Origin of the sequence: Vibrio alginolyticus NBRC 15630 = ATCC 17749, from assembly GCF_000354175.2 — a bacterium.
GTDB classification, from domain to species: Bacteria; Pseudomonadota; Gammaproteobacteria; order Enterobacterales; family Vibrionaceae; genus Vibrio; species Vibrio alginolyticus.
This window is the reverse complement of record NC_022359.1, coordinates 566,827-589,669: the sequence shown is the minus strand read 5'-3', so window position 1 is coordinate 589,669 and position 22,843 is coordinate 566,827. Positions and strand designations below refer to the sequence as shown.

Here is a 22,843-nt window from a genome sequence, read left to right as displayed (position 1 = left end):
CTTAGAAATCGGTAGGGATAAAATGCCCCGAGCCGAAACTCGGGGCCAAGTTAGCGTTATTTCGCCATTAGGTCTGATGGGATTTCGATGCCCATTTCTTTGTAGTAACGCGCCGCGCCTGGGTGAAGAGGCACTGGCAAGCCAGCGATCGCTTTCTCAATCGCCATTGCTTTTGTTGCTTTGTGGATACCTTGTAGGAAAGGCAGATTCTCGTAGATCGCTTTGGTTAGTTGGTAAACGTCTTCTTCCGAGATATCTTCACGAACTGCCAAGAAGTTAGGCTGTGCAATGGTGGTGATCGGCTTATCTAGACCCGGGTACGTGTTCGCTGGGATCTCGTACTTCGTCCATAGGTTGTAATTGCCGTTCGCCTCTTTGATTTGTTCGTCAGTAAACGAAAGAATCGAAATGTCTTTACCCAACGCAGCAAAAGCTTGAGTGACCGCACCAACAGGTACACCCGCAGGCGTGTTCATGCCGTCAATGGTGCCGTTTTGAAGTGCGCTCGCACTGCCGCCGTAACCCATGTAAGCAAGATTGAATTTATCAGGGTCGACCTTCAGACCTTTCATGATTTGGCGACCAGAGTTCTCAGTACCTGAGTTCTTCTTACCGATAGAGAACTTCTTGCCATCTAGGTTGTTCAGATCAGTCACTGTGCCCGTTTTTGCTAGGTCAGAGCGAACAATAAAGTGCTCAACGTTTTGCCAAAGCATAGAGACTGAGCGCAGTTGTTCTTGGCGACCGCTCTTCTCATAAGGACCTTCACCAGACCAAGCCCACGCACCGTAAAGACCTTGTAGAATCGCGAACTGTGCTTCGTTTTCATTCAGCAGTTTAACGTTTTCACCAGAGCCCGCAGAGCTGATTGCAGAAAGGGAGAAGTGGTGCTTTGGTGCCAACTTCACTTTGCTTAACGTCGCCAACGCTACGCCCACAGGGTAGTAAGTACCACCTGTCGATGCCGTTGCAAGAATATAGCTACGATCTTCTGCCGCAGCGTTAGCAGCAATACCAAAAGAAGTCACAGCGACAGCCAAAGCTTTTACCAGCTTATTCATTTTCATTATTACTCTCCGTGTAGTCGTTTCACGATTGGGGATTTACATCATGTTAAACCTTTATTAACAACACATTCCCTAGAGCAATTGAAATGCCAACTTTTAACCCTTTGTATTTATTGAACTAAGTACTGAAAGACATCAAAAATGAGCAAAATCATGCTGATTTGATAGCAAAGTAATGAGCAAGATCTTGCTCATTGAAGAGGAGAAGGTTGCACGCCTAGATCGCAAAAGGTTAATAAAATGTGATCAAGACAAAATAAATGCACGATTCACTAATAAGCAATATTTTGCCGATGCAATTTTGGATTGAATTGCAACTAATGAGCGTCTTAACAATAAGAAGAAAAAGCGCATCATTCTAAACTGCTCAATTTATCAGCTGAGGTTTATAGCCTAAACGACTACAAATAGCACAAAAATACAGCAAAGAAAGCCATGTTACAAAAATGAAAAGTCATTTATTCTAATTTTTAATTTAAAAAGCAGCTCGATCCACCAGTTCAGAAACAAACATTGACCGTATCAACTTATTTTCTACTTCGGGGTTGTGCCAATGGCCCTATGTTCGTTAGTGTAACAACACGCCAAGGCAAACGTATTCCTTGGTATTTTTTCGTCTTTAAGGATCACCCATGTCAGCAACTGCGCAATTACAATTCGCTTTAAAACGCCCATCTGGCGTTGCTGCTGCGATCCTCCTGCTCTCTCTGGAACTGATTCAGAGCTGACAGGCTATATCTAAACTTTCTGTCAGCTTGAGAAGAAGCTGACGGGAACACCACATACTCCTCCCATTCCTTTCAGTTTCTTCCAAGCGAAACATAAGAGGAATAACAATGTTAAGCGCACGCAATATCGCCGCTTTGGGCTTCATGACTTTCGCCATGTACTTAGGCGCGGGTAACCTGATCTTCCCTCCATTTTTGGGTTACCAAGCAGGTGAAAACTTTCTGAGCGGGATGTCTGGCTTCCTCTTAACGGGTGTAGGTCTGCCTGCGATGGCACTAGTGATGGTGGCTATCGTAAACGGTTCAGACAAATTAACCGCTGCCCTACCTAAACCTTTGGCGACCAGTTTTTGGGTAATGGTATTTATCGTAATTGGCCCTGCGTTCGTGATTCCACGTGCAATTACCGTGGCTTACCAATTCAGCTTTGCGCCAATGTTTGGTGATGCAGCTTTGGTGCCTTTCACTATTGCCTTCTGTGCTATCACCATTCTATTTGCCCTATATCCGGGTAAATTGGTCGACAACCTAGGCAAGATCTTAACGCCTGCCTTGATGGCAATCTTGATCATCATGTCTGTGACGGCTTTGGTTTCTCCTGCAGGTGAGCTAACTGCCGCAACGGGACCATACCTATCTGGTGCATTTGCTGAAGGCTTGACCCAAGGCTACATGACCATGGATGCGCTAGGTTCTATCGGTTTTGGTTGGATTATCTTCCGCGCGATTCGCAGCATGGGTGTGGATTGCCCGAAAGCCACCGCAAAATACACGCTAATCGCAGCTTTGATGTACGCGGTTGCCATGGCGTTTGTTTACATCTCATTGGCTTACATTGGCTCGACAAGCTCATACTTGGGTTCTGAGTTCAGCAATGGTGGCGACATTTTAACGGCATTCACCTTCAGCCACTTCGGCGCATTTGGTTCACTATTACTAGGTGCCGTGATGGTATTAGCGTGTTTGACTACTGCTATCGGCGTAACCACCGCAGGCAGTGAGTTTTACGACAACACCTTCAGCAAAGTGAACTACAAAGGCTGCGTTATCACGACCATGGTATTGGCAGGTTTAATCGCCAACGTAGGTCTGGAGCAACTATTGGCTATCACATTACCAGCGGTTGTGGCGCTTCACCCAGTAGCGATTGCGTTGATGATCATGGCACCGGTGCGCAACAAGATGTCGCAAATCATGGTCGTCGCGACGGCGTTCACTGCTCTAACGTTTGGTTGTGTTGATGCGCTGCACATCCTAGGTTACATGCCAAGTTCCACTGATGAGTGGATGGGTAATTACATGCCTCTGTACAATGACTTTGCTAGCTGGATTGTGCCTAGCGTATTTATGATGATTGTTGGTCTGCTGTTTACGACGAAAACCAACCAAACCGAACAATTCGAGCTGGTGAATGAATAGCCGTTTAACATAAGACATCGCTCAATAAGTGCGTTACTATGTAGCTCGCTTATTGATATCAGGCAAAGGAGTTGCCTGAATGAAAGATTGATATGGGTCGCCTATGGATAATCAGTATCTAGACATCAGAACACTGAACTTTATCGTTATTCTGTTCTCTTGCATTTACTCTATTAGTCTGCTTTGTTATCAATACACTCAGGGTAGAGTCAAAGGCTTAAAAACCTTCTCGATATCACTACTGTTTATTGGTTTAGGCCCTTTTTTACTTGGCTTTAGAGGCTCTGCGCCAGACTGGCTGACCATCGTCATAGCCAACACTCTCATATTAGTCGGCTTCTTGCTTACGCTATATAGCGTAAGCATTTTTCGTCAATATCCTTTAAAATTGGCTCACTGTCTTACCTTGTTAACACCTGTTTTCAGTGGTTCATTTTACTATTTCACCTTCCATGACCCTTCTATCAAAAGCCGCATTATTTATCTGAGCATGTATATTTGTATCGTCACCTTCTTTAGTGGTGTCGCCATGCTTAAAGGTACCCAAAAGGACTTAAAGCTCCCTGTTAAAGCAATGGCTTACTCTTTCTTTGGATTTAGTTTTTTTATGGGATTTAGGGCGCTTTGGAGTACTTTTTCAGGTGAGTTACCAAGTTTTATGGTCGCAGGCCTTATCCATCAGCTGACTTTCTTATTTAGCATCTGCCTGATCGTTGCTTTGAGCTTTAGTATGCTGTGGTTAATTAACGGACGCTTGGTGCAATCCATAAATGATCTCTCTCATTTAGATGCACTCACAGGGCTATATAATCGTCGAGCCATGGAAGAAATCGTTCCAAACTTGGTTAGTAAAGCACATAAAAAAAGCCAAGCAATCAGCATTATTATGACTGATGTCGACAAGTTCAAAGCGATTAATGATCACTATGGTCACACGGTTGGCGACTCCGTCATGGCAACGATCTCCACTATTTTTAAAAAGCATCTTCCTGAGTCAGCCTGCATTGTGCGATTTGGTGGTGACGAGTTCATGATTGTTTTGCTCGAAAAAGCACAACAAGCCAAAATTGTCGCAGAGCAAATTCGCCTTGCGGTCGAAACTGAAACCGCTTTGCAATCATTTAAAACTGAAGTGACCATGAGCTTTGGTATCAGTCAGTTATCTGAGGGGCAATCACTTCAAGAGGCGCTTGCTGAAGCAGACGAAGCGCTATATAGCTCTAAACATACTGGAAGGAACCTCGTTACCTTGTTTGGAGAAGGTAAAGACCTAAATTATAAGTTTGTCCCAGCTCCTGCCAAAAGCGCATAACATGTTTGTTATGCCAATGATTTTACATTAGCTAGAAATCGTACTAAGTATAGTCGGAGCGATTCAAACCAAACTTCTGCATCTTTTGGTTAAGGGTTCGACGTGGTAAATCCAACTCCTGCATCACCTCATTGATGCGTCCATGATGCCTGACTAAAGAATCATGTAGCACCTTACGTTCAAAGTTATGTAGCTGAATCGCCAACGGCACGCCCGCATGCGTCTCTTCGGTTGTTGAGGATGGTCGACTAGAGAGAATTTCCATTACGGAGACGGTTTCATCCAATGCAAAACGCATCGCTACATTCCTAAGCTCACGTACGTTACCAGGCCAAGAGTAAGCAAGAATGGCCTTTCTATCGGCTTCACTCAGTGGGCGGCTCTCAGGGTTACTTTTCAGAGCAAAGTGTTCGAACAAGATCAACGCATCATCTTCTCGCTCACGTAGCGGTGGCAAATAGATCTGCGCCACATTAAGACGATAGTACAAATCCTGACGAAACTCGTCATGATCATTGAGATCTTCTTTCGCGGCGGCGATCACTCTCAAATCAACTGAGATCTGTTGGTTGCCCCCAACGCGCTCTACCGTATGTTCCTGTAATGAACGCAACACTTTCACCTGCATGGACAGCGGCATACTCTCGATTTCATCAAAGAATAAAGTGCCTTTATCCGCGTATTCCAACTTACCAATGCGCTTTTTACCCGCTCCGGTAAATGCCCCTGCTTCATGCCCAAACAGCTCACTTTCAAACAGGTTCTCAGGAATAGCGCCACAGTTGATTGGCACAAAATGATAGGATCTGCGTTGGCTTTCATTATGCAAACTGGTCGCCACCAGCTCTTTACCACAACCTGTTTCGCCGTAAATGATCACGTTAGTATCAATGCGTGCTAACTTGGCTACTTGTTCTCTAAGCTGTTGCATCACTCGGCTTCGCCCAATCAACACCTCTTCTAAGCCGCTAACGCTAGATAGGTACTCTTGGCGATCTTGAGTAGACGTTTGTGCGCGATAGCTCTCGACCGCTTCGGTTACTCGTTGGGATAAACGCTCAGGTTGGAAAGGTTTCTCAATAAAATCGAACGCACCGTTTTGTAACGCCCCTACTGCCATATCGACGTCACCATGTCCGGTGATCAAGATAACTGGCGTTGGGATGTGATTAGCAATCAGGCTTTCTAGTATCGACAAGCCGTCGGTGTCCGGCAGGCGAACATCACTGACAATCGCATCAAATTCTTGGCTAAGAATGGCCGCTTTCCCCTCTTCTCCTAAACTGAATGCGGTCACGTCGAACCCCGCCAGTTGCAGCCACTGACTGGTAGCCTGACGAACAATGTCATCGTCTTCGATAAGTGCAATTTTAGGGGTGTCGTCAAAAGCCATGAGTTACTACCGTAGGTGGAATAGAAATCGCTCTTTGCTAACGGTAGCAAAAACCACTGAGGAGAAAAGGAGCTAGATCTCACTTCTTGCTTACAAGTCTTTAACATCCAACCAGTTAGGCGCACTCTTTAATGACTCTCGGTGAGAACGCACTAGCTGAACGGAGTCAGTATGCAGCGCAAAAGGAATGGCAAAACGTGGCTTGTGGTCGTAATTGCAGCAGTGCTGATGTTGTCTTGTTATAGCGCCAGCAGAGAGGTTGCTCGTCAATGGTTGAGCGTACAAACTCAAACCGAAGCTCAACAAAAACTGCTCGACTATATCGGTGAAGTTCGCCGTGCACTCAAACGTTTCTACCACTTACCTTACCTCGTCACCAATAACCCAGAAACCATCGCTTTTGTGAAAGGGAATCTGACTTATTACGAACCGTTGCAAACCCAACTGACTCAACTAGATAAAGCCGCCAATACGGAAGGTTGGCTAATCCTGTCTAACTCTGGCGAAGTATTGGTCTCAAGTTTGATCGAAGAGCGCTTTAGCCTGTCTGACCGAAAAGCCATTGTGGAACAAATTCACAACCAAGGCGGCGGTGTTTCCTTGGTGAACAAAACCAAAGGTTCGAGCCCATTGTATTATCTTGCAGCCCCTATCTACGATGGTCTGGATATCGCTGGCATTGTGGTGGTGCAAATCAACCTTAGCCTATTGACCGAACAGACCATTACTAGCCAAGACATCATTACGTTGCAGAACCGTCAGCAACGCTTTTTCCTATCGAGCAGCTCGCTCTATAACGCAGACTGGTTTAACGAACCGAGCAACACCGTTCAGTTAGAAACGCAACGCTTATACGACAACACCAACATCAGTGTGTGGACGCTCAACCAACAGCGTTATTTTGCACACACCGTTAAATTAGATGATTTGAATTGGTACGTCAGCTACCTCACCCCTTCTAAGCCGATTCAACAAACCATCAATGTGATTGGTTGGAGCGTAGCAGCGCTGCTCTTATTGGTTGTATTGCTCGTCATCATTGGCTTACAACGACGACAAAAGCACATCAATCAACAACGAATTCAAGCTCTGTTGGAAGAGTCCCAACGCCGCTTGAAACAGATGATCAATAAGACCCACGTTGGTTTACTATTGATTGATGAACAAGGGCAACTGTTCGATCTCAACCCAATGGCGAAGCGTTTGTTCTGTTTACCAGAGAGCGTCAATCGACACGCTTTTGCTTGGGAGTTATTCGATGCAGGCAACCCCAATTCCACCACACTCAAGTTGCTTAAGGATTTACCTAAACATAAAGAGCTCGCAGAGATCAGCACGGTCGAAACCATCGCCAGACGCAGTGACGGTAGCGTCTTCCCTGTCCTGTTCTCGCTAACCAGTTTCCCTTGGCATGGCGAGCAGTATTTCCTTGCCACGATCATAGACATCAGTAAGCGGAAAAAAGCCGAGCAATCGCTGCAACAGGTCAACCAAGAACTGGCGCAACGGGTAGAAGAGCGTACTCAAGCGCTAAAAGAAGCGCAAAACCAATTAATTGAATCAAGCAAAATGGCCGCCTTGGGTCGCATGTCGAGCGCGATTACTCATGAGCTCAATCAGCCACTGACGGGCTTACGTACCTTGCTCACAACAAACGAACTGTTAGCAGAACGTGGCGAAACCGAGATGATGAAAGCCAACAACGTATTGGTGCAGAAGCTGATTGATCGCATGGCAAGCATGACCAGCCAGTTAAAGACGTTCGCCTATAACAAACCAGAAAGCCTACAAGCGATTTCTCTTACCTCCGCACTCGAAGAGACCTTGCGCGTCTATCAATCCCAATTAGATAAGGTGGATGTGCGTGTTCGGGTTCCTCATGACTTACCTAACATCATGGGTGAAGAACAACGACTGCTTCAGGTGCTCGGTAATCTTGTCTCGAATGCGCTAGACGCAATGAACAACACCACCAACCCGCAGCTCAACTTGATCGTCAATCCAACTGTTAATCAGGTCGAACTGATCGTCAGTGACAATGGCTGTGGCGTGTCGAATGAGATGCTTGAATCCATGTTCGAACCCTTCCAAACCTCAAAGAAAATTGGTGAAGGATTGGGGCTGGGTTTAGCGATTACGGCCAACAATATGCGTGATATGAACGGACAAATTACCGTGCATAAGAATGAACAAAATGGGCTGACTTTCACTCTATTGTTCAAATCAGCCTAGGTTGATATTGATTACAAAATCATCATTAGAACTAAGCATCCCCGCTGTTTGAGAAAAATACGATCTCGATACAAGTATCGAGGTGTCTCCTACACTATTCTCAAGCAATAAATCCACAAACATTTCCTAAATATAAAGAGTGAGAAACATGATTAAGTTTCCTGAACATTTTCTTTGGGGTGGTGCCATTGCTGCAAACCAAGTAGAAGGGGCGTACAACCTTGGGGGTAAAGGGTTATCGACATCAGACATGCTGCCAAACGGTATTTTGAGTCCGCATCAAACCCGTGAAGAGCGTACACCGGGTATCAAAGACGTGGCGATCGACTTCTACAATCGCTACCCAGAAGACATCGCGCTGTTCAAAGAGATGGGCTTTAACTGTCTGCGCCTATCTTTAGCTTGGAGCCGCATCTTCCCGAACGGGGACGAGTTAGAACCGAACGAAGAAGGTTTGGCGTTCTACGATAAAATTTTTGACGAACTTACCGAGCACAACATCCAACCTTTCGTGACCTTATCTCACTACGAAATGCCTTACGCACTGGTTGAAAATTACGGCGGTTGGGGCGATCGTCGCGTCATCGAATTCTTCGAACGTTATGCTCGCACCGTGCTGGAGCGCTACAAAGACAAAGTGAAGCTGTGGTTAACGTTCAACGAAATCAACATGTCTCTACACGCACCATTTACTGGTGTTGGTTTGCAAGAAGACGCCAATGAACAAGAGATTTACCAAGCGATTCACCACCAGCTAGTCGCAAACGCAAAAGCGGTAAAACTGTGTCAGCAAATCGTATCAAACGGCAAAATTGGTAACATGCTGCTTGGCGCAATCAACTACCCATACACCTGTAACCCTGATGACGTGCTTGCTGCAATGCATGAAAACAACAAGTGGTTGTTCTTCGGTGATGTACAAACGCGTGGTCAGTACCCAGGCTACATGAAGCGTTACTTCCGTGAAAACGGTATCGAAATTCAGATGGAAGCAGGCGACTTAGAAGAAATTGCATCGGCAAGTGTCGATTTCATCTCATTCAGCTACTACGCAAGTGGCTGTGCAAGTGCGGATCCGAAACAGAAAGAAGTGGGTAACATTGTCGATAGCGTACCAAACCCATACCTTGAAAAGAGCCAGTGGGGTTGGTTGATCGATCCAAAAGGCCTGCGCATTCTGCTTAACTTCCTTCACGATCGCTACCAAAAACCACTGTTTGTCGTAGAAAACGGCTTAGGTGCACGTGATGAAATCGATGAAAACGGTGAGATTCAAGATGATTACCGCATCGCTTACTTGAACGAACATCTTGTTCAAGCACACGAAGCGATTCTGGATGGCGTTGAGCTGATGGGCTTTACCAGCTGGGGGCCAATCGATTTGGTCGCAAACTCAACCGCTGAGATGAGCAAACGTTACGGCTTTATCTATGTCGATCGTCATGATGATGGGCAAGGAACGCTAGAACGTAAACGCAAGAAAAGCTTTTTCTGCTATCAAGACGTGATTCGTACTTCAGGCGGTTCATTGAAAAGCTAAGCCTGTTGTCTAGGTATAAAGTGCAACTAGGCATTCGCCTAAACCATCAAGCCCTGCAATTGCAGGGCTTGAATTTTAAGGTGTTTATTCATTTAGAGATTAAACTGCAATCTCTCCACCGTCTTCACGGCGAATAACCACTGTCGCCGCTCGTGGGCGCACAGAAACACCAGCAGGCGTTTCTTCGGCTGCATCTTCACTGTATGGCCAGTTACCTGGGTGCTGAATATTTACAAACAATGATTTGTAATCAGGGCTGATGGTAAAGCCTGTTACTTCACAACCATTTGGTCCGACAAAGAAGCGTTTCAATTCAGCTTGATTATCCGCACCAATCACAGCTTGATCACCATTCTCATCTGTTAGCTTCGATGGCACAACAGCCAACATTTGATCATTGGTGTAAGACGTGACTTCATCTGCGCCGTTATCAGTCTGAATCCACAAAATACCACGGCCATCAAACGCTAATCCGTCTGGGCTCGCAAACTGGTTTAACTCATTCAAGCCAGAACGGTTGGTATCTGCATCACCATTTGCTGGCGAACCAAACACAAAGATATCCCAAGTAAAGTCAGTTGCTGAAGCACCTTCATCCCAACGAATAACATGACCAAACTTATTATTCAAACGTGGATTCGCAGGATTGGTTTCATCTGTACGGCGCGTATTGTTCGTCAATGTTAAATATACTGAACCCGTGAATGGATCAACCGTACACCACTCTGGTCGATCCATTGGTGTTGCCCCAACTAAATCCGCCGCACCCGCAGTATTGATGATAATTTCAGCCAGTGAATCAAAGTGATCCGCTAACGTACCACCAGCGGTTGTTACGCTATCAAGCGTTAATGGTAACCAAGTACCTGTGCTGTCTTCATTGAAGCGCGCCACATACAGTGTGCCTTCGTCCATGTACTTGTCACCCATCGCCAAGCGGTTATCAGGGTTAGCATCTGCTGGATCCCACGCTGCCGCAGATTCAAATTTGTATAGGTATTCAAAGCGAGAATCGTGACCAGAATAAAATACCACTGGTTTGCCTTCTTCAAGCTTACCGAAAGTACAGCCCTCGTGACGGAAACGACCTAGCGCAGTACGTTTCTTCGCACGTGAGTTTTGCGTGTAAGGGTCAATCTCGACAATGTAACCGTGACCATTGGCTTCATTACGGTAATCATCCATCGCACTTGCTCCTGTTGGAGCCACATTAAAGCGAGAGAACTCATCAAGACGCTCTTCTGCATTACCTGCTAATGTCTCCCACAAGTAGCGTGTGCTTTGGTCATCAACACCAATGCGATCTTGCTCTTCTGTACGAGTCCCGGCGTTAACAAAGTAACCAGGCCAGTTCTCTTCACACGTTAAGTAAGTGCCCCACGGCGTGTAGCCGTTGCCACAGTTGTTTAACGTACCACGCGCTTGGCTGCCATCTGGTGAGAAACGAGTGACAGTTAAAGATGTGTGGGCTACCGGGCCAGACAAATCCATGACTGTCGCACCAGTATAACGACGGTTTAGTGGGTCGGTATCAACCAACTTCCACATGTTGTCTTCCAGTTGAATGCGAACCACTGATACACCGTGCGCGTTAATCTCTTTACGCACTTCATCTACAATGGTACGTACGCCATTTTCAACCGTCGGACCGTTTGGATGCAGTGCTGATGTGTCGATGTACTCGTGGTTAATACATAGCAAGCCATCTGTAGTGCTATCGTTCAATGGGAAAAAATGCATGCCGTCATGGTGCATGCCTAGCGCATTTAACTGATCGGTACTGGTGTTGGTACCATCATTTTGCCATGCGCTGCCTTGTGCATTAAGTGGTGTTCCCCAAGGTACTAGTACTTGTGCGGTGTAGCCTTGTGGAATTGAAACTGCGTCAGTGAGTGAGCCAGGGATAGATTCAAAGTTAAGAACGGCTTTAGATGCGCCCGAACCACTGCTTACTGTACTCCCTGAGTCAGACGAGTTACAACCAGCCAATCCGAAAGCACCAAACGCTGTCATCGCACTGATACCTAAACCACCTTTCAGAATGCTGCGTCGAGATAGGCTCGCTTCTAATACTTCTTCAAATGGTTTGTTTTCACTTTGGTTATAACGCGTCGCGTCAAAGGTTTCCTTGCTCATTTTTACTTTCCCGATCTTATAGTTTAATTAATAAATAAGTGATTAGTTGAACGGCAAGAAGTTTGGATAAGAAAAATGACAAAAGTGCTTAAAACATATGAAACTTGTGTTTCAACAATACTGCAAACCAACCAACACAGCTAACGAAGCAATTAAATTCTGGTCACATAATCACCAACTGTATCGCTTCATTCTGATTTTACTTGGGCTAAAGTGTGATAGAAGGTATAAGGTGTACGAAATCAAATCATCTACGAGAGATAATCATGAAATTAGACAAGATCGGTAACAAGAGCCGTCGTATCCGTAAAAAGCTGTTCTTAGGTGAGTTCGCAATCCTAGGTTTCGAGATCAGCTGTGAAACAGACATTAACGACTTCGACCGTTACGATGCATTCGTTGATGACTTTATCGACTACATTGACGAGCTTGGTCTTTGCTTCGGTGGCGGTGGTCTAGAACTGTTTGAAGGCTTCCTATGTTCTACTGACCGTTACGGCAGTGCGACTGAAGAACAGAAAGCGCAAGTTATCAAATGGTTAGAAGCACGCCCAGAAGTGAAAAGCGCGCAAGCGGGCGAACTAGTTGACGCCAACTACCTGTAACTAAAGGGCAACCTGTAATACGCAGAGCTCAGTAAATGGTAGAGAAAGCTGGTCTTAAGACTGGCTTTTTTATTTTTTGAAGAATGCGATATTAAAAATAGAGTGCTTGGGAAGTTGCGCGGAGTGATTGTGGCGTTTTTGAGCTGGCAATCAACGGGAAACTGCGTTCCACAGCCAGCTCGTGCCTTTAGGTATAATTAACTATGATTTTTTAGCTGGTGCGTCTTTCGTGTCTTTCCAGTATTGAATACGCACACGATGTAGCTGAGCTCTTCTAGTCTTTTTCATAGTAAAGTCCCTCATCTTATATAAGTAACGCTCCTCATGGAGCTTATTGTCTAAGGTCGTATCCCCTTCAATCTATAAGGGAATCAATCATTTAACCGTGACCAATTTCACAACATAATGATAATTACCGATTTCTTGCAGCCTGTTTTTACTGGCAAACGGCATATTATCTATCTGACACAGTTAACTTACTCACCAGATATGACAGAAAAATGGCAATCAAGTTCCCTACTTATACTGTCATTGAATCTTAATAAGGATTAACAAGGTGGGCATTTCAGATTTACCATACTGTTTATAAAAACCGCAAGAATTTTTATTTCTTTTCAAACAAATCTCTACTCAAGATCAATTCACTTTCATCTTTATCGTCTCCCTTTTAACGCATTGTGATCCAGTTCAATCCACAGAACTCGGAACAAAAAGCGCACATTAATACATTCACCACCAAACTTGTGCGAGATCTCTTACAAGAGTTGTGAGCAAATAGATTAATCACCTCTAAGAGCAATGCCAGAAAAAACATTAAATATATGATTTAAAAGTAATATTTAAATTCACTTAAAATAATCAGTAAAAATAATTTAGAAAAGTTAATTGAGTCAAATCAGCAAAACATCAATACTCAATTTGTCGACAGGATGTTGGCGGGAACAGGAAAAAAGCCTAAAGGATTGGGTATCTTCAGGATGAAGATTTGATAACTTAGGATGAGTTGTCAGCAAGGATGTAGTTAAGCTCTAGGATAGAGTTCGCCCGTCAGGATGATAGGCAAGAATGGACACCGCTAGGAAGGCGATGAACAAGGAACTCGGTTAAAGGACTTAGCCACAATCAAGGATAGATGCAGGGAGCACCTATTAGTAGCTGGATTGCTGCGAAAAAGAATAAGCCCCGTCTGGGAAACCAGGCGGGGTTTTATTTTGTCTGTAATGTATTGATAACGATTCATCTTTTATCGTTTAAGTCTTCTCTGTTTTCATAAAACACCGTGCTATCATTTTCTTTACGTCTCCCAACAAAGCTCTCAGAAAATCACACACTATGCTTAATCCTGTTTGGTTACATACATTTAAGACATTGATTGAAGTCGGTCATTTTACGCAAACGGCAGAAAAACTTTTTATGACTCAGCCTGGCGTCAGCCAACACATCAAAAAATTAGAGCAAAGTTGTCAGCATGCCTTGATCAAGCGCGAAAACAAAAGCTTCGAATTAACCGAGCAAGGCAGGATTGTCTACGCATATGCGCTCGAGTTAGAAGATAGAGAAAAGAAGCTGCTCGAAGAGCTCAGTTTTGATGATGCGTTTTCAGGCCATTGTAAACTGGCTTGTTCTGGTGCAATGGCGTTAATGTTGTATGGGCCCATTTTGGAGAAGCAAAAACAGCACCCGAGCTTATCGTTACATTTAGAAGCCGCGCCAAATCAATCTATTCTCAACGCCATAACGCAAGGGCACATTGATATTGGTATCGTGACTGATGTTCCCAACAAAGGTCTGTTTCACAGTGAGCGAATTGGTAAAGAGAGGTTGTGCTTGGTTCTGCCAAAGCAATATCAAAATAAGCAGATAACGCCACAACTCTTGCATGACTGTGGTGTCATTAGCCACCCTGATGCCGAGCATTACATGACGCTGTTTTTTGACCAATGTGAAGAACCACAGCTCCAAGAAATTAAGATGAGCGATTTACCATTATCCGGCTACGTAAATCAATTGAGCCAAATTTTGCTGCCTGTCAGCAAAGGACTTGGCTTCACCGTGCTGCCTCAAAGTGCGGTCGACAATTTTCCACTAAAAGACACGTTATACATTGCTCAACTGAAAAACACTGTATGTGAAGAGCTATTTCTGGTTCGTAAGCGCAGTCGTGCTCTACCTCTGCGCTATCAGACCATCAAAGAAGTGTTATTGGATGTGATCGGTGGTGCGCATCAATGATGTTAGCCACTCTTCGCTGGTAATGCGTTCCTCTTGGCAATCCACCCAATATGGTTTGCCAGATAACCAACTTTTCGACGCAACTTCTTTTATAAACACATCCACGGAATCAACGTCATCTTTGGCGTAATCCCATTTATTGCGCATGTGTTCTGCTGCTTCTTGATTAGTGTACGACTTGCCGTTGCGGATAAAAGTGCAAGAGGATTGCTCAACTCGTTTTATCAACGTCGAGATATCTTGCTCTACCCCTGCTAGTGCAAAGGTAGGCAGAATGCTTAATGTAAGTAACAACGTCCACTTTGCTTTCATCGCACCTTTATCCTTATCCCTGGCCACGTAACTACTAACTACTAACTACTAACTACTAACTACTAACTACTAATAGTAACTACTGATAAGTGACTTAACTATTCTGGTGTTTGGCTGCTTAGCTCAGCAATTATTGCCACCATGCCCGAGCAGGCTGAGGCTCCGCAATCGCCAAGCGTTGACCAATCTCAGGGCTAACTAACGTTACACCGCGCTCTTCACTGATGTCTAACGCGCGTTGCATCGGTTCATTCCAATCGTGCATCGATAAATCAAACGTGCTGTTATGGATCGGCATCATAACTTTGCCCTGCACATCGATGTGTGCTTGAACGCTTTGCTCTGGGAACATGTGAATGTCTGACCAGAGTTCATTGTACGCACCTGTTTCAATCATGGTGAAGTCAAATGGACCGTACTTTTCGCCAATCTCTTTAAAGCCATTGAAGTAACCAGAGTCACCACTGAAGAACACTTTGTGTTGTTGTGCATTGATAACCCAACTGCCCCACAGCGTCGTATCGCGGTCTGTCAAACCTCGACCGGAGAAATGCTGAGTCGGAGTCAATGTATATTCAATGCCGTCGACAGAATGTGACTCCCACCAATCTAGCTCGATCACTTTCTCCTTCGGCACCCCCCAGTTAACCAGTAATTGCCCCACTTTTAACGGCACCAAGAAAGTGCCCACCTTGTCGCCTAGCACTTTAATAGAAGCTTTATCTAGGTGATCGTAATGGTCATGACTGATCACCACCACATCGATAGTTGGCAAATCTTCTATCGTGATGGGAGTTTTGTGAAAACGTTTTGGCCCAGCCCATTTCACAGGAGACGCGCGATCACTGAATACAGGGTCGGTCATCACCAGTTTTCCATCGAGCTTCATTAATACGCTTGAGTGACCCAGACGATAGATGACGTCATCGTGCTCTTCTAACAGCTGCTGCGCTGTGATCGCATGCACTGGAATTTCAATCGTTGGTGTTGGGTTAAGGCGCTCAGTCGTAAAATACGCTTTCATGATTTCGAACATGTCGCCCAAACCGCTTTTGTATTCCAACTCTGTATTTGCAAATTTGTCCGGGTATGTTGGCGCTTTTTCAGTATCAACATTAGAACAAGAAATCATGGATGTACCCATCGCGAACGCTCCTACTGTGGCTAGCAAAGTTTTTTTCATAAAAAGTTAACCCGAACAAAAGTAAACTACACGGTGCAGTTTACATTCTAATTATCAAAAGTAAACTACTTAGTGTAAAATAGATCAAGAAATGATCTTCTTAACTTAGCAAGCTTATGAATGTAAAAAGAAAAAGTCGTAGCGAAACCAAAAGAGAAGCCATCTTGTGCGCGGCAAGGCAAGCGTTTCAAGAGTTTGGAGTGCAAAACACCAGCATGGATAAGCTCTCTTCAATCGCACAAGTCTCTAAGCGCACGGTCTATAATCACTTCCCTTCTAAGGAAGCGATCGTGACGGAGTTGCTGACTGAGCTTTGGCGTTCGTCAATGATGGAAAGCGATATTAAACGCTTGGCCACTCTGCCACTTAAAGATCAATTGATTGAATTACTCTACAGCGAGATCATTGTGGTGACGGAACCAAACTATATTGAGCTGGCAAAAGTGGCATTTGGGCACTTCTTATTTAAGCCGGAAGATCTCAAAGAACAAGCAGAACAAATGTCGAAACAGGAAACCGCCCTGTACCGCTGGCTTACTGAGAAATCGAACAGTGGCGCTTTGCAAATTGATGATGTACATATAGCAAGCACTCAATTGCACAACTTACTTAAAGGCAGTGCATTCTGGCCGCAGTTAATGGGAATTCGCCCCTCTTTGTCGAATGAAGAATCTAGGCTGTTAGCTACCCAAACGGCGGAACTTTTTTTAAGTCACTATCAAAACAGCTAAAAACAGCGGTCAAATTGGCCGCTTTTTTAAGCGATAATTCGTGACAAAGCGATGAAATTTTTGCTCAATTTTATTTATCTCACCCTTGACAGTCTCATACCGCAAGGCGTGAGCGTTCGATAAAATATTTTTGTCGTGTCGACGATGCTTTTTCGTTTTCATCTCACAAAAAAACGCCCTAAGGTGCGCACCTCTGACGACGTGGTTGTTCAACCACAATTCTAAATCGTTGAAGTAAGTAGGTTATGTCATAACATGATCACCTGCCTACTGCATTCTATGCTCTATACTTATATTTTAATTTGGTACTGACTTACTAAGGAATTGCCATGCGTATTGCTATTCTCTCTCGTAATGAGAATTTATATTCAACCATGCGCCTAAAACAGGCGGGTGAAGAACGTGGGCATCAAATCGATGTGATCGACACGCTTCACTGTTATATGGACATTACGAGCAACAACCCTAAGATCCGCTACAAGGGTGAAGAATTACCGCAATACGATGCTGTTATTCCGCGTATTGGGGCATCTATTACGTTTTACGGCACTGCTGTTGTACGTCAGTTTGAAATGATGGGTACATTTTGTGTCAACGAATCTGTCGCGATCAGCCGCTCTCGTGACAAGTTGCGCTCATTGCAATTGCTATCACGTAAAGGCATCGGTTTGCCACGCACTGGCTTTGCTCACCATCCTGACAACATTCAGGACGTGATCAAAAACGTTGGTGGCGCACCTCTAGTGATTAAATTGCTAGAAGGCACTCAAGGCATTGGTGTTGTACTTGCTGAAACAAATAAAGCGGCAGAAAGTGTGATTGAAGCTTTCATGGGTTTGAAAGCTAACATCATGGTGCAAGAATTTATCGAAGAAGCAAAAGGCGCGGACATCCGCTGTTTTGTTGTCGGAAATAAGGTGATTGCCGCAATGAAGCGCCAAGCAAAGGAAGGCGAGTTCCGTTCTAACCTTCACCGTGGTGGCTCTGCACAACTCGTGCGTTTGAGCAAAGAAGAGCGTGCGACCGCTGTAAATGCAGCGAAAGTGATGGGCTTGAACCTTTGTGGTGTGGATATCCTTCAATCTAAAAATGGCCCAGTGGTAATGGAAGTGAACTCTTCCCCTGGTCTAGAAGGCATCGAACTAGCAACTGGTAAAAACATTGCAGGTATGATCTTCGATTTTATCGAGAAAAACGCTAAGCCAAATTCAAACCGTACTCGCGGTAAAGGTTGATTTTTGTTTAACGCACAAGAGAGCCAAAAGCCGGCTCTCTTGTTACTCGTCGCTAGGATGACACTATGAATCAGAAAATGATCATTGGGAATGCCGAAGCTATTTGCTTGCCAGAGTTAGGGATTACTCACCTTGAAGCGCGTATTGATACAGGCGCTCAAACCTCTTCATTACATGTAGACAATATTGATTGCTTTGAAAAAGATGGTCAGTCTTATGTTGCATTCGATCTGCACCCAGATGTATACCATTTAGAACAAGTGGTTCGCTGCACAGCGAAACTAAAAGCAAACCGTAAGGTTAAATCTTCTAACGGTACTTTTGAGCACCGCTGCGTGATCACAACGATGCTGCGTATGGGCGACCAACAATGGCCAATCGACATTACGTTGACTAACCGTGAAAAAATGACTTACATGATGTTGTTAGGTCGTCAGGGCATGGCAGACAAAGTGCTCGTTGATCCTAGCCAATCTCACTTATTGGCATCTTAACCCCGTAGCTTCAGATGAGTGATCGAACGTTTTTGTTGAGCATCACTCGTCTGGCTTTATCTTCGCCTACTTCCTACGAAATAACGCAAACAACAATCCCTTCGCTTTAACTTTTGTCACTCGCCAGTGCGTCATTGGCTTAGTCGGCGCTGTATTCAAAATGTGCTGATACGCTTTTTCATCCAAAGTCACCTCTCCCCCATGTGCCAAAAGCAAACATTGCGGATTCATCTCAAACACACGCTTTAATGATTGCCGATATTGATTCGGATGAAATATGGGAAACGGCGCAATCAGATGCTTTTTCACCTGCACCATTAAATCCGCCACATACAACACATCTTGTTCAGAATGATAAACCGACAGATCTCGGTCGGTATGCCCTAGCGTTTCTAGCACCTGCCAATCATCAAATCCAGGAATAAACTGTCCATCAATAAGTTCAATATCTGGCTTTAGCTTGCGGGAATACCACAGGTTTTGCTTTGGTTTACGCATCCGATTCGCCATCCAGCGTGCTAACATCAAATCGGTCAAATGCATTAGCCAACCGTCTACACCGCTATACCACTGGTTCTCTCGCTTTGCGGCCAATAGCTTGCATCCTGTTAAATCACGTAGTTTGTGCGCACCACCAGCATGGTCTGGATGCATGTGGGTCACAACAACCAACTTTAGGTCAGAAAAAGGACGATGGAGTTGATGTTCAATAAAGTCTTTAAGATGAGGGATGTCTGCTCGACTGGCACCATCAAGCAACAATAATTTATCGGAATATTCGGCGAGATACATGGTCTGAATGTACCCCTGAATTCTGTGCAGCTGCAAAATATGTCCTTATTTTAGTGAGATGCTTCATGACCGAATCCTTACTGGTCAGACCAACTATAACAGCAGAATGGACGCTTCGGTAAACAAATATTCACACGTAGCGACGACAACAAATCATAATCGAGATGATAGATTTTAATCATTAGACTCAAGGGCCCTTTTATCCGTTAATGCGCGCACACGGAGTTCGTGTCAGGGTATGAGGTAAATACCTCATGATTTGCTTTTTTGTACTTTTCCTTCTAATTAATTAAGGAGTTAAGTACATTTTTGTGAGAATCGAGTTGGAAAAAGCAACTAAATTAGACCGCATCCGCGCGGACTACAACGTTCACTACTGGAGCCAAGGTTTCTACGGCATTGATGACCAAGGCGAAGTATATGTATCACCACGTAGTGATCGTGCACATCAAATCCCTTTCAGTGCGATTGTAAATGAGCTAGAAGCGAAGCAGTTAAATCTGCCTGTATTAGTACGCTTCCCGCAAATTGTGCACCAACGTGTGCATGGTATTTGCCACGCATTCAACCAAGCAATTGAAGAATACCAATATCCAAACAAATACTTGTTGGTGTACCCAATTAAAGTAAACCAACAACGTGAAGTGGTGGATGAAATTCTAGCGAGCCAAGCTCAACTAGAAACCAAGCAGCTTGGTCTTGAAGCGGGTAGCAAGCCAGAATTGTTGGCGGTACTTGCATTGGCTCAACAAGGTAGCTCCGTGATCGTGTGTAATGGCTACAAAGACCGTGAGTATGTGCGTCTTGCACTGATCGGTGAAAAGCTAGGCCACAAAGTATTCATCGTACTAGAGAAGCTTTCTGAGCTGGATCTGGTACTAGAAGAAGCGAAAAGTTTGGGCGTAAAACCGCGCCTTGGTTTACGCATTCGCCTCGCCTCTCAAGGCGCAGGGAAATGGCAAGCAAGTGGCGGTGAAAAATCGAAGTTTGGTTTATCAGCATCGCAAGTGCTTAGCGTTATTGAACGTCTTAAACGCGAAGGCAACCTAGACGCGATGCAACTGGTTCACTTCCACCTTGGTTCACAGATGGCAAACATCCGTGATGTACGCAATGGTGTGAACGAGTCTGCACGTTTCTACTGCGAACTACGCGCACTCGGTGCAAACATCGAGTACTTCGATGTGGGCGGCGGCTTGGCAGTGGATTATGACGGCACACGCAGCCAATCATCGAATTCGATGAACTACGGCCTTGCAGAATACGCACGTAATATCGTCAACACAGTGGGCGATGTGTGTCTGCAATACGAACAACCAATGCCAGTGATCATTTCGGAATCGGGTCGCTCGCTAACAGCGCACCACGCTGTATTGATTTCTAACGTAATTGGTACCGAATCGTACCTACCGGAAGAAGTACATGAGCGTGATGATGACGCTCCGCTTTTGCTACAAAACATGTGGCGAAACTGGGAAAACTTACAAGATGGTACAGACGCTCGTGCGTTAATTGAGATTTACAATGATACCCAAAGTGATTTGGCAGAAGTGCACTCTCAATTTGCTACAGGCGTGCTTAACTTGGAACAACGTGCGTGGGCAGAACAATTGTCACTGCGCATTTACTTCGAATTAAGCCGCAAGATGAGCACTAAGAATCGCTTCCACCGTCCGATTCTGGACGAGTTGAGCGAACGTCTTGCAGATAAGTTCTTCGTGAACTTCTCTCTCTTCCAATCTCTACCAGATGCTTGGGGTATTGATCAGGTGTTCCCTGTTCTGCCACTTTCTGGTCTTGGCGAGGCGGAAGAGCGTCGTGCAGTGATGTTGGACATCACATGTGACTCTGATGGCGCGATCGATCACTACGTTGATGGTCAAGGCATCGAGAGCACGCTACCTGTACCAGCTTGGAGCAAAGACAAACCGTACTTAATGGGCTTTTTTCTAGTAGGCGCATACCAAGAAATCCTTGGTGACATGCACAACCTATTTGGTGATACCCACAGTGCTGTAGTCAATGTTGATGAACACGGTCAATTTGAGATCAGTTACATCAACGAAGGTGATAGTGTAGAAGACATGATGCGCTACGTTCATATCGACGTGGATGCGATTCGTGACAATTATAAACAATTGGTTTCACAGCGAGTTGAAGCCAATGAACAAGCACAAATCCTAGCAGAACTAGAACAAGGTCTAGCAGGATACACCTATTTAGAGGACTTCTGATATGAATGATTTGTTTACTAAAACTGATTATTCGCTTTACTCCAACTCTATGTCGTTTTTACGTCTGCCGTACATTCGTAACCCGGTATCGGCAGACGCAGACGTTGTGGTGTTGGGAGTCCCTCTGGACATGGCAACATCTGGTCGTCCAGGTGCGCGTATGGGTCCAGATGCAATTCGCCGTGCCTCAGTCAACTTGGCATGGGAAGGTAAGAAGTTCCCGTGGAGCTTCAACGTATTGGATAAACTGAAAGTGATCGACGCGGGCGACCTTGTGTTCGATTGCGGTGATGCGGAAGATTTCACTTACCGTCTAGAGGCGGCAACCAGTGAAATTCTAAAAAGCGGTAAAACCATGTTGGGATTGGGCGGTGACCACTTCATCACACTGCCTATCCTGCGTGCCTACGCGAAGCATCATGGTCAAATGGCTCTGATTCACTTTGATGCTCATACGGATACCTACGCAAATGGCAGTTCATACGACCACGGTACGATGTTCTACCATGCGCCGAAAGAAGGTTTGATCTCAGCAAAGAACTCAATACAAATCGGCATTCGTACGGAGTACAAACAGCAAGATCACGGCTTCAATGTGATTAATGCGATGCAAGCGAATGACATGTCGGTGAACGAGATCCTAGAAGAAATTCGTCGCACCGTCGCAGACAAGCCAGTATATGTCACTTTTGACATCGACTGCTTAGACCCGGCCTTCGCACCGGGAACTGGTACACCAGTTTGTGGTGGCTTGAACTCAGACAAAGCGCTGAAAATTATTCGTGGTTTAGCCGGCATGAATATCGTGGGTATGGATGTTGTCGAAGTATCGCCTCCATACGACCACAGTGATGTTACCGCACTAGCGGGAGCAACCATCGCACTAGAAATGCTTTACGCATACGCATCTGAGCGCGAATAGACATAATCATTTCTAAGGGAGCTTCGGCTCCCTTTTCTTTCTGATGCCTTCCTCTACCTTTTATTCACTCGTTTCATCTTGAACTCAGATCAACCGAGCAGACGCTTTATTTTTGCACTTTAACCATTAAAACCAGTTACCTATAAGGCTCATTCTATTCACGAAAAGTAAAAGATTTAACTTAATTAGACAAAGAAATGCATCTCTTTTTGAAAACAAAATCGGATTAGTTTTTCTAATTGAAATCATAGATTTTTATCTTGCTCAACTTCACAC

The 22,843-nt window shown here is 44.9% G+C and carries 17 protein-coding genes; 11 read left to right on the top strand and 6 right to left on the bottom strand.

Annotated elements, in window-relative coordinates; all coding sequences use genetic code 11:
• Positions 1 to 56: 56 nt before the first annotated feature.
• Positions 57 to 1,067 (bottom strand): TAXI family TRAP transporter solute-binding subunit, encoded by a 1,011-nt coding sequence (locus N646_RS17975; RefSeq protein ID WP_005374185.1) that lies wholly within the window; start codon positions 1,065 to 1,067, stop codon positions 57 to 59.
• 836 nt (positions 1,068 to 1,903) lie between these two features.
• Between N646_RS17975 and brnQ the strand changes: the two genes are divergently transcribed.
• Positions 1,904 to 3,214, top strand: coding sequence for a branched-chain amino acid transport system II carrier protein (gene brnQ, locus N646_RS17970; protein WP_005374201.1), 1,311 nt, complete (start codon positions 1,904 to 1,906; stop codon positions 3,212 to 3,214).
• Between the two features lie 103 nt (positions 3,215 to 3,317).
• Positions 3,318 to 4,526, top strand: a complete 1,209-nt coding sequence (locus tag N646_RS17965) for a GGDEF domain-containing protein (protein WP_005374203.1) — start codon at positions 3,318 to 3,320, stop codon at positions 4,524 to 4,526.
• Positions 4,527 to 4,569: 43 nt separating this feature from the next.
• On the opposite strand, the gene N646_RS17960 is transcribed toward N646_RS17965, so the two are convergent.
• Positions 4,570 to 5,919, bottom strand: coding sequence for a sigma-54-dependent transcriptional regulator (locus N646_RS17960; RefSeq protein WP_005374204.1), 1,350 nt, complete (start codon positions 5,917 to 5,919; stop codon positions 4,570 to 4,572).
• A 171-nt stretch (positions 5,920 to 6,090) separates the two neighbouring features.
• Here N646_RS17960 and N646_RS17955 point away from each other — a divergent pair, with 171 nt between their 5' ends.
• Both N646_RS17955 and N646_RS17950 read left to right on the top strand, forming a co-directional pair.
• Complete coding sequence (locus N646_RS17955) at positions 6,091 to 8,151, top strand: sensor histidine kinase (RefSeq protein WP_017819721.1); 2,061 nt, start codon at positions 6,091 to 6,093, stop codon at positions 8,149 to 8,151.
• 148 nt (positions 8,152 to 8,299) lie between these two features.
• Positions 8,300 to 9,691, top strand: a complete 1,392-nt coding sequence (locus N646_RS17950) for a glycoside hydrolase family 1 protein (RefSeq protein WP_017819720.1) — start codon at positions 8,300 to 8,302, stop codon at positions 9,689 to 9,691.
• Between the two features lie 99 nt (positions 9,692 to 9,790).
• On the opposite strand, the gene N646_RS17945 is transcribed toward N646_RS17950, so the two are convergent.
• Positions 9,791 to 11,827, bottom strand: coding sequence for a PhoX family protein (locus tag N646_RS17945; protein ID WP_017635525.1), 2,037 nt, complete (start codon positions 11,825 to 11,827; stop codon positions 9,791 to 9,793).
• Positions 11,828 to 12,093: 266 nt separating this feature from the next.
• Here N646_RS17945 and N646_RS17940 point away from each other — a divergent pair, with 266 nt between their 5' ends.
• Together N646_RS17940 and N646_RS17935 are read left to right on the top strand one after the other, a co-directional pair.
• Entirely contained in the window at positions 12,094 to 12,432 is a 339-nt protein-coding gene (locus N646_RS17940; protein WP_017819719.1) for a YggL 50S ribosome-binding family protein, read from the top strand.
• Between the two features lie 1,332 nt (positions 12,433 to 13,764).
• The gene (locus N646_RS17935; RefSeq protein WP_017819717.1) at positions 13,765 to 14,664 is read left to right on the top strand and encodes a LysR family transcriptional regulator; all 900 of its coding nucleotides are present in this window, start codon (positions 13,765 to 13,767) and stop codon (positions 14,662 to 14,664) included.
• Here N646_RS17935 and N646_RS17930 read toward each other — a convergent pair.
• Together N646_RS17930 and N646_RS17925 are read right to left on the bottom strand one after the other, a co-directional pair.
• The gene (locus N646_RS17930) at positions 14,632 to 14,976 is read right to left on the bottom strand and encodes a DUF5329 family protein (protein WP_017819716.1); all 345 of its coding nucleotides are present in this window, start codon (positions 14,974 to 14,976) and stop codon (positions 14,632 to 14,634) included. The genes N646_RS17935 and N646_RS17930 overlap by 33 nt on opposite strands.
• Before the next feature lie 130 nt (positions 14,977 to 15,106).
• On the bottom strand, positions 15,107 to 16,120 hold the full coding sequence (locus N646_RS17925; RefSeq protein WP_017819715.1) for an MBL fold metallo-hydrolase: 1,014 nt from the start codon (positions 16,118 to 16,120) through the stop codon (positions 15,107 to 15,109).
• Positions 16,121 to 16,275: 155 nt separating this feature from the next.
• Here N646_RS17925 and N646_RS17920 point away from each other — a divergent pair, with 155 nt between their 5' ends.
• From N646_RS17920 to N646_RS17910, 3 genes are all read left to right on the top strand, one after another.
• On the top strand, positions 16,276 to 16,890 hold the full coding sequence (locus tag N646_RS17920; RefSeq protein WP_021035906.1) for a TetR/AcrR family transcriptional regulator: 615 nt from the start codon (positions 16,276 to 16,278) through the stop codon (positions 16,888 to 16,890).
• 329 nt (positions 16,891 to 17,219) lie between these two features.
• Complete coding sequence (gene rimK / locus N646_RS17915; RefSeq protein WP_005374224.1) at positions 17,220 to 18,125, top strand: 30S ribosomal protein S6--L-glutamate ligase; 906 nt, start codon at positions 17,220 to 17,222, stop codon at positions 18,123 to 18,125.
• 65 nt (positions 18,126 to 18,190) lie between these two features.
• Complete coding sequence (locus N646_RS17910) at positions 18,191 to 18,619, top strand: ATP-dependent zinc protease family protein (protein ID WP_005384193.1); 429 nt, start codon at positions 18,191 to 18,193, stop codon at positions 18,617 to 18,619.
• Between the two features lie 66 nt (positions 18,620 to 18,685).
• On the opposite strand, the gene N646_RS17905 is transcribed toward N646_RS17910, so the two are convergent.
• A complete protein-coding gene (locus tag N646_RS17905; protein WP_021035905.1) occupies positions 18,686 to 19,411 on the bottom strand; it encodes an MBL fold metallo-hydrolase in 726 nt (241 codons plus the stop codon).
• Between the two features lie 323 nt (positions 19,412 to 19,734).
• Between N646_RS17905 and speA the strand changes: the two genes are divergently transcribed.
• Positions 19,735 to 21,645, top strand: coding sequence for an arginine decarboxylase (gene speA, locus N646_RS17900; RefSeq protein ID WP_031777220.1), 1,911 nt, complete (start codon positions 19,735 to 19,737; stop codon positions 21,643 to 21,645).
• 1 nt (position 21,646) lies between these two features.
• Complete coding sequence (gene speB, locus N646_RS17895) at positions 21,647 to 22,567, top strand: agmatinase (protein ID WP_005374233.1); 921 nt, start codon at positions 21,647 to 21,649, stop codon at positions 22,565 to 22,567.
• Positions 22,568 to 22,843: the final 276 nt, after the last annotated feature.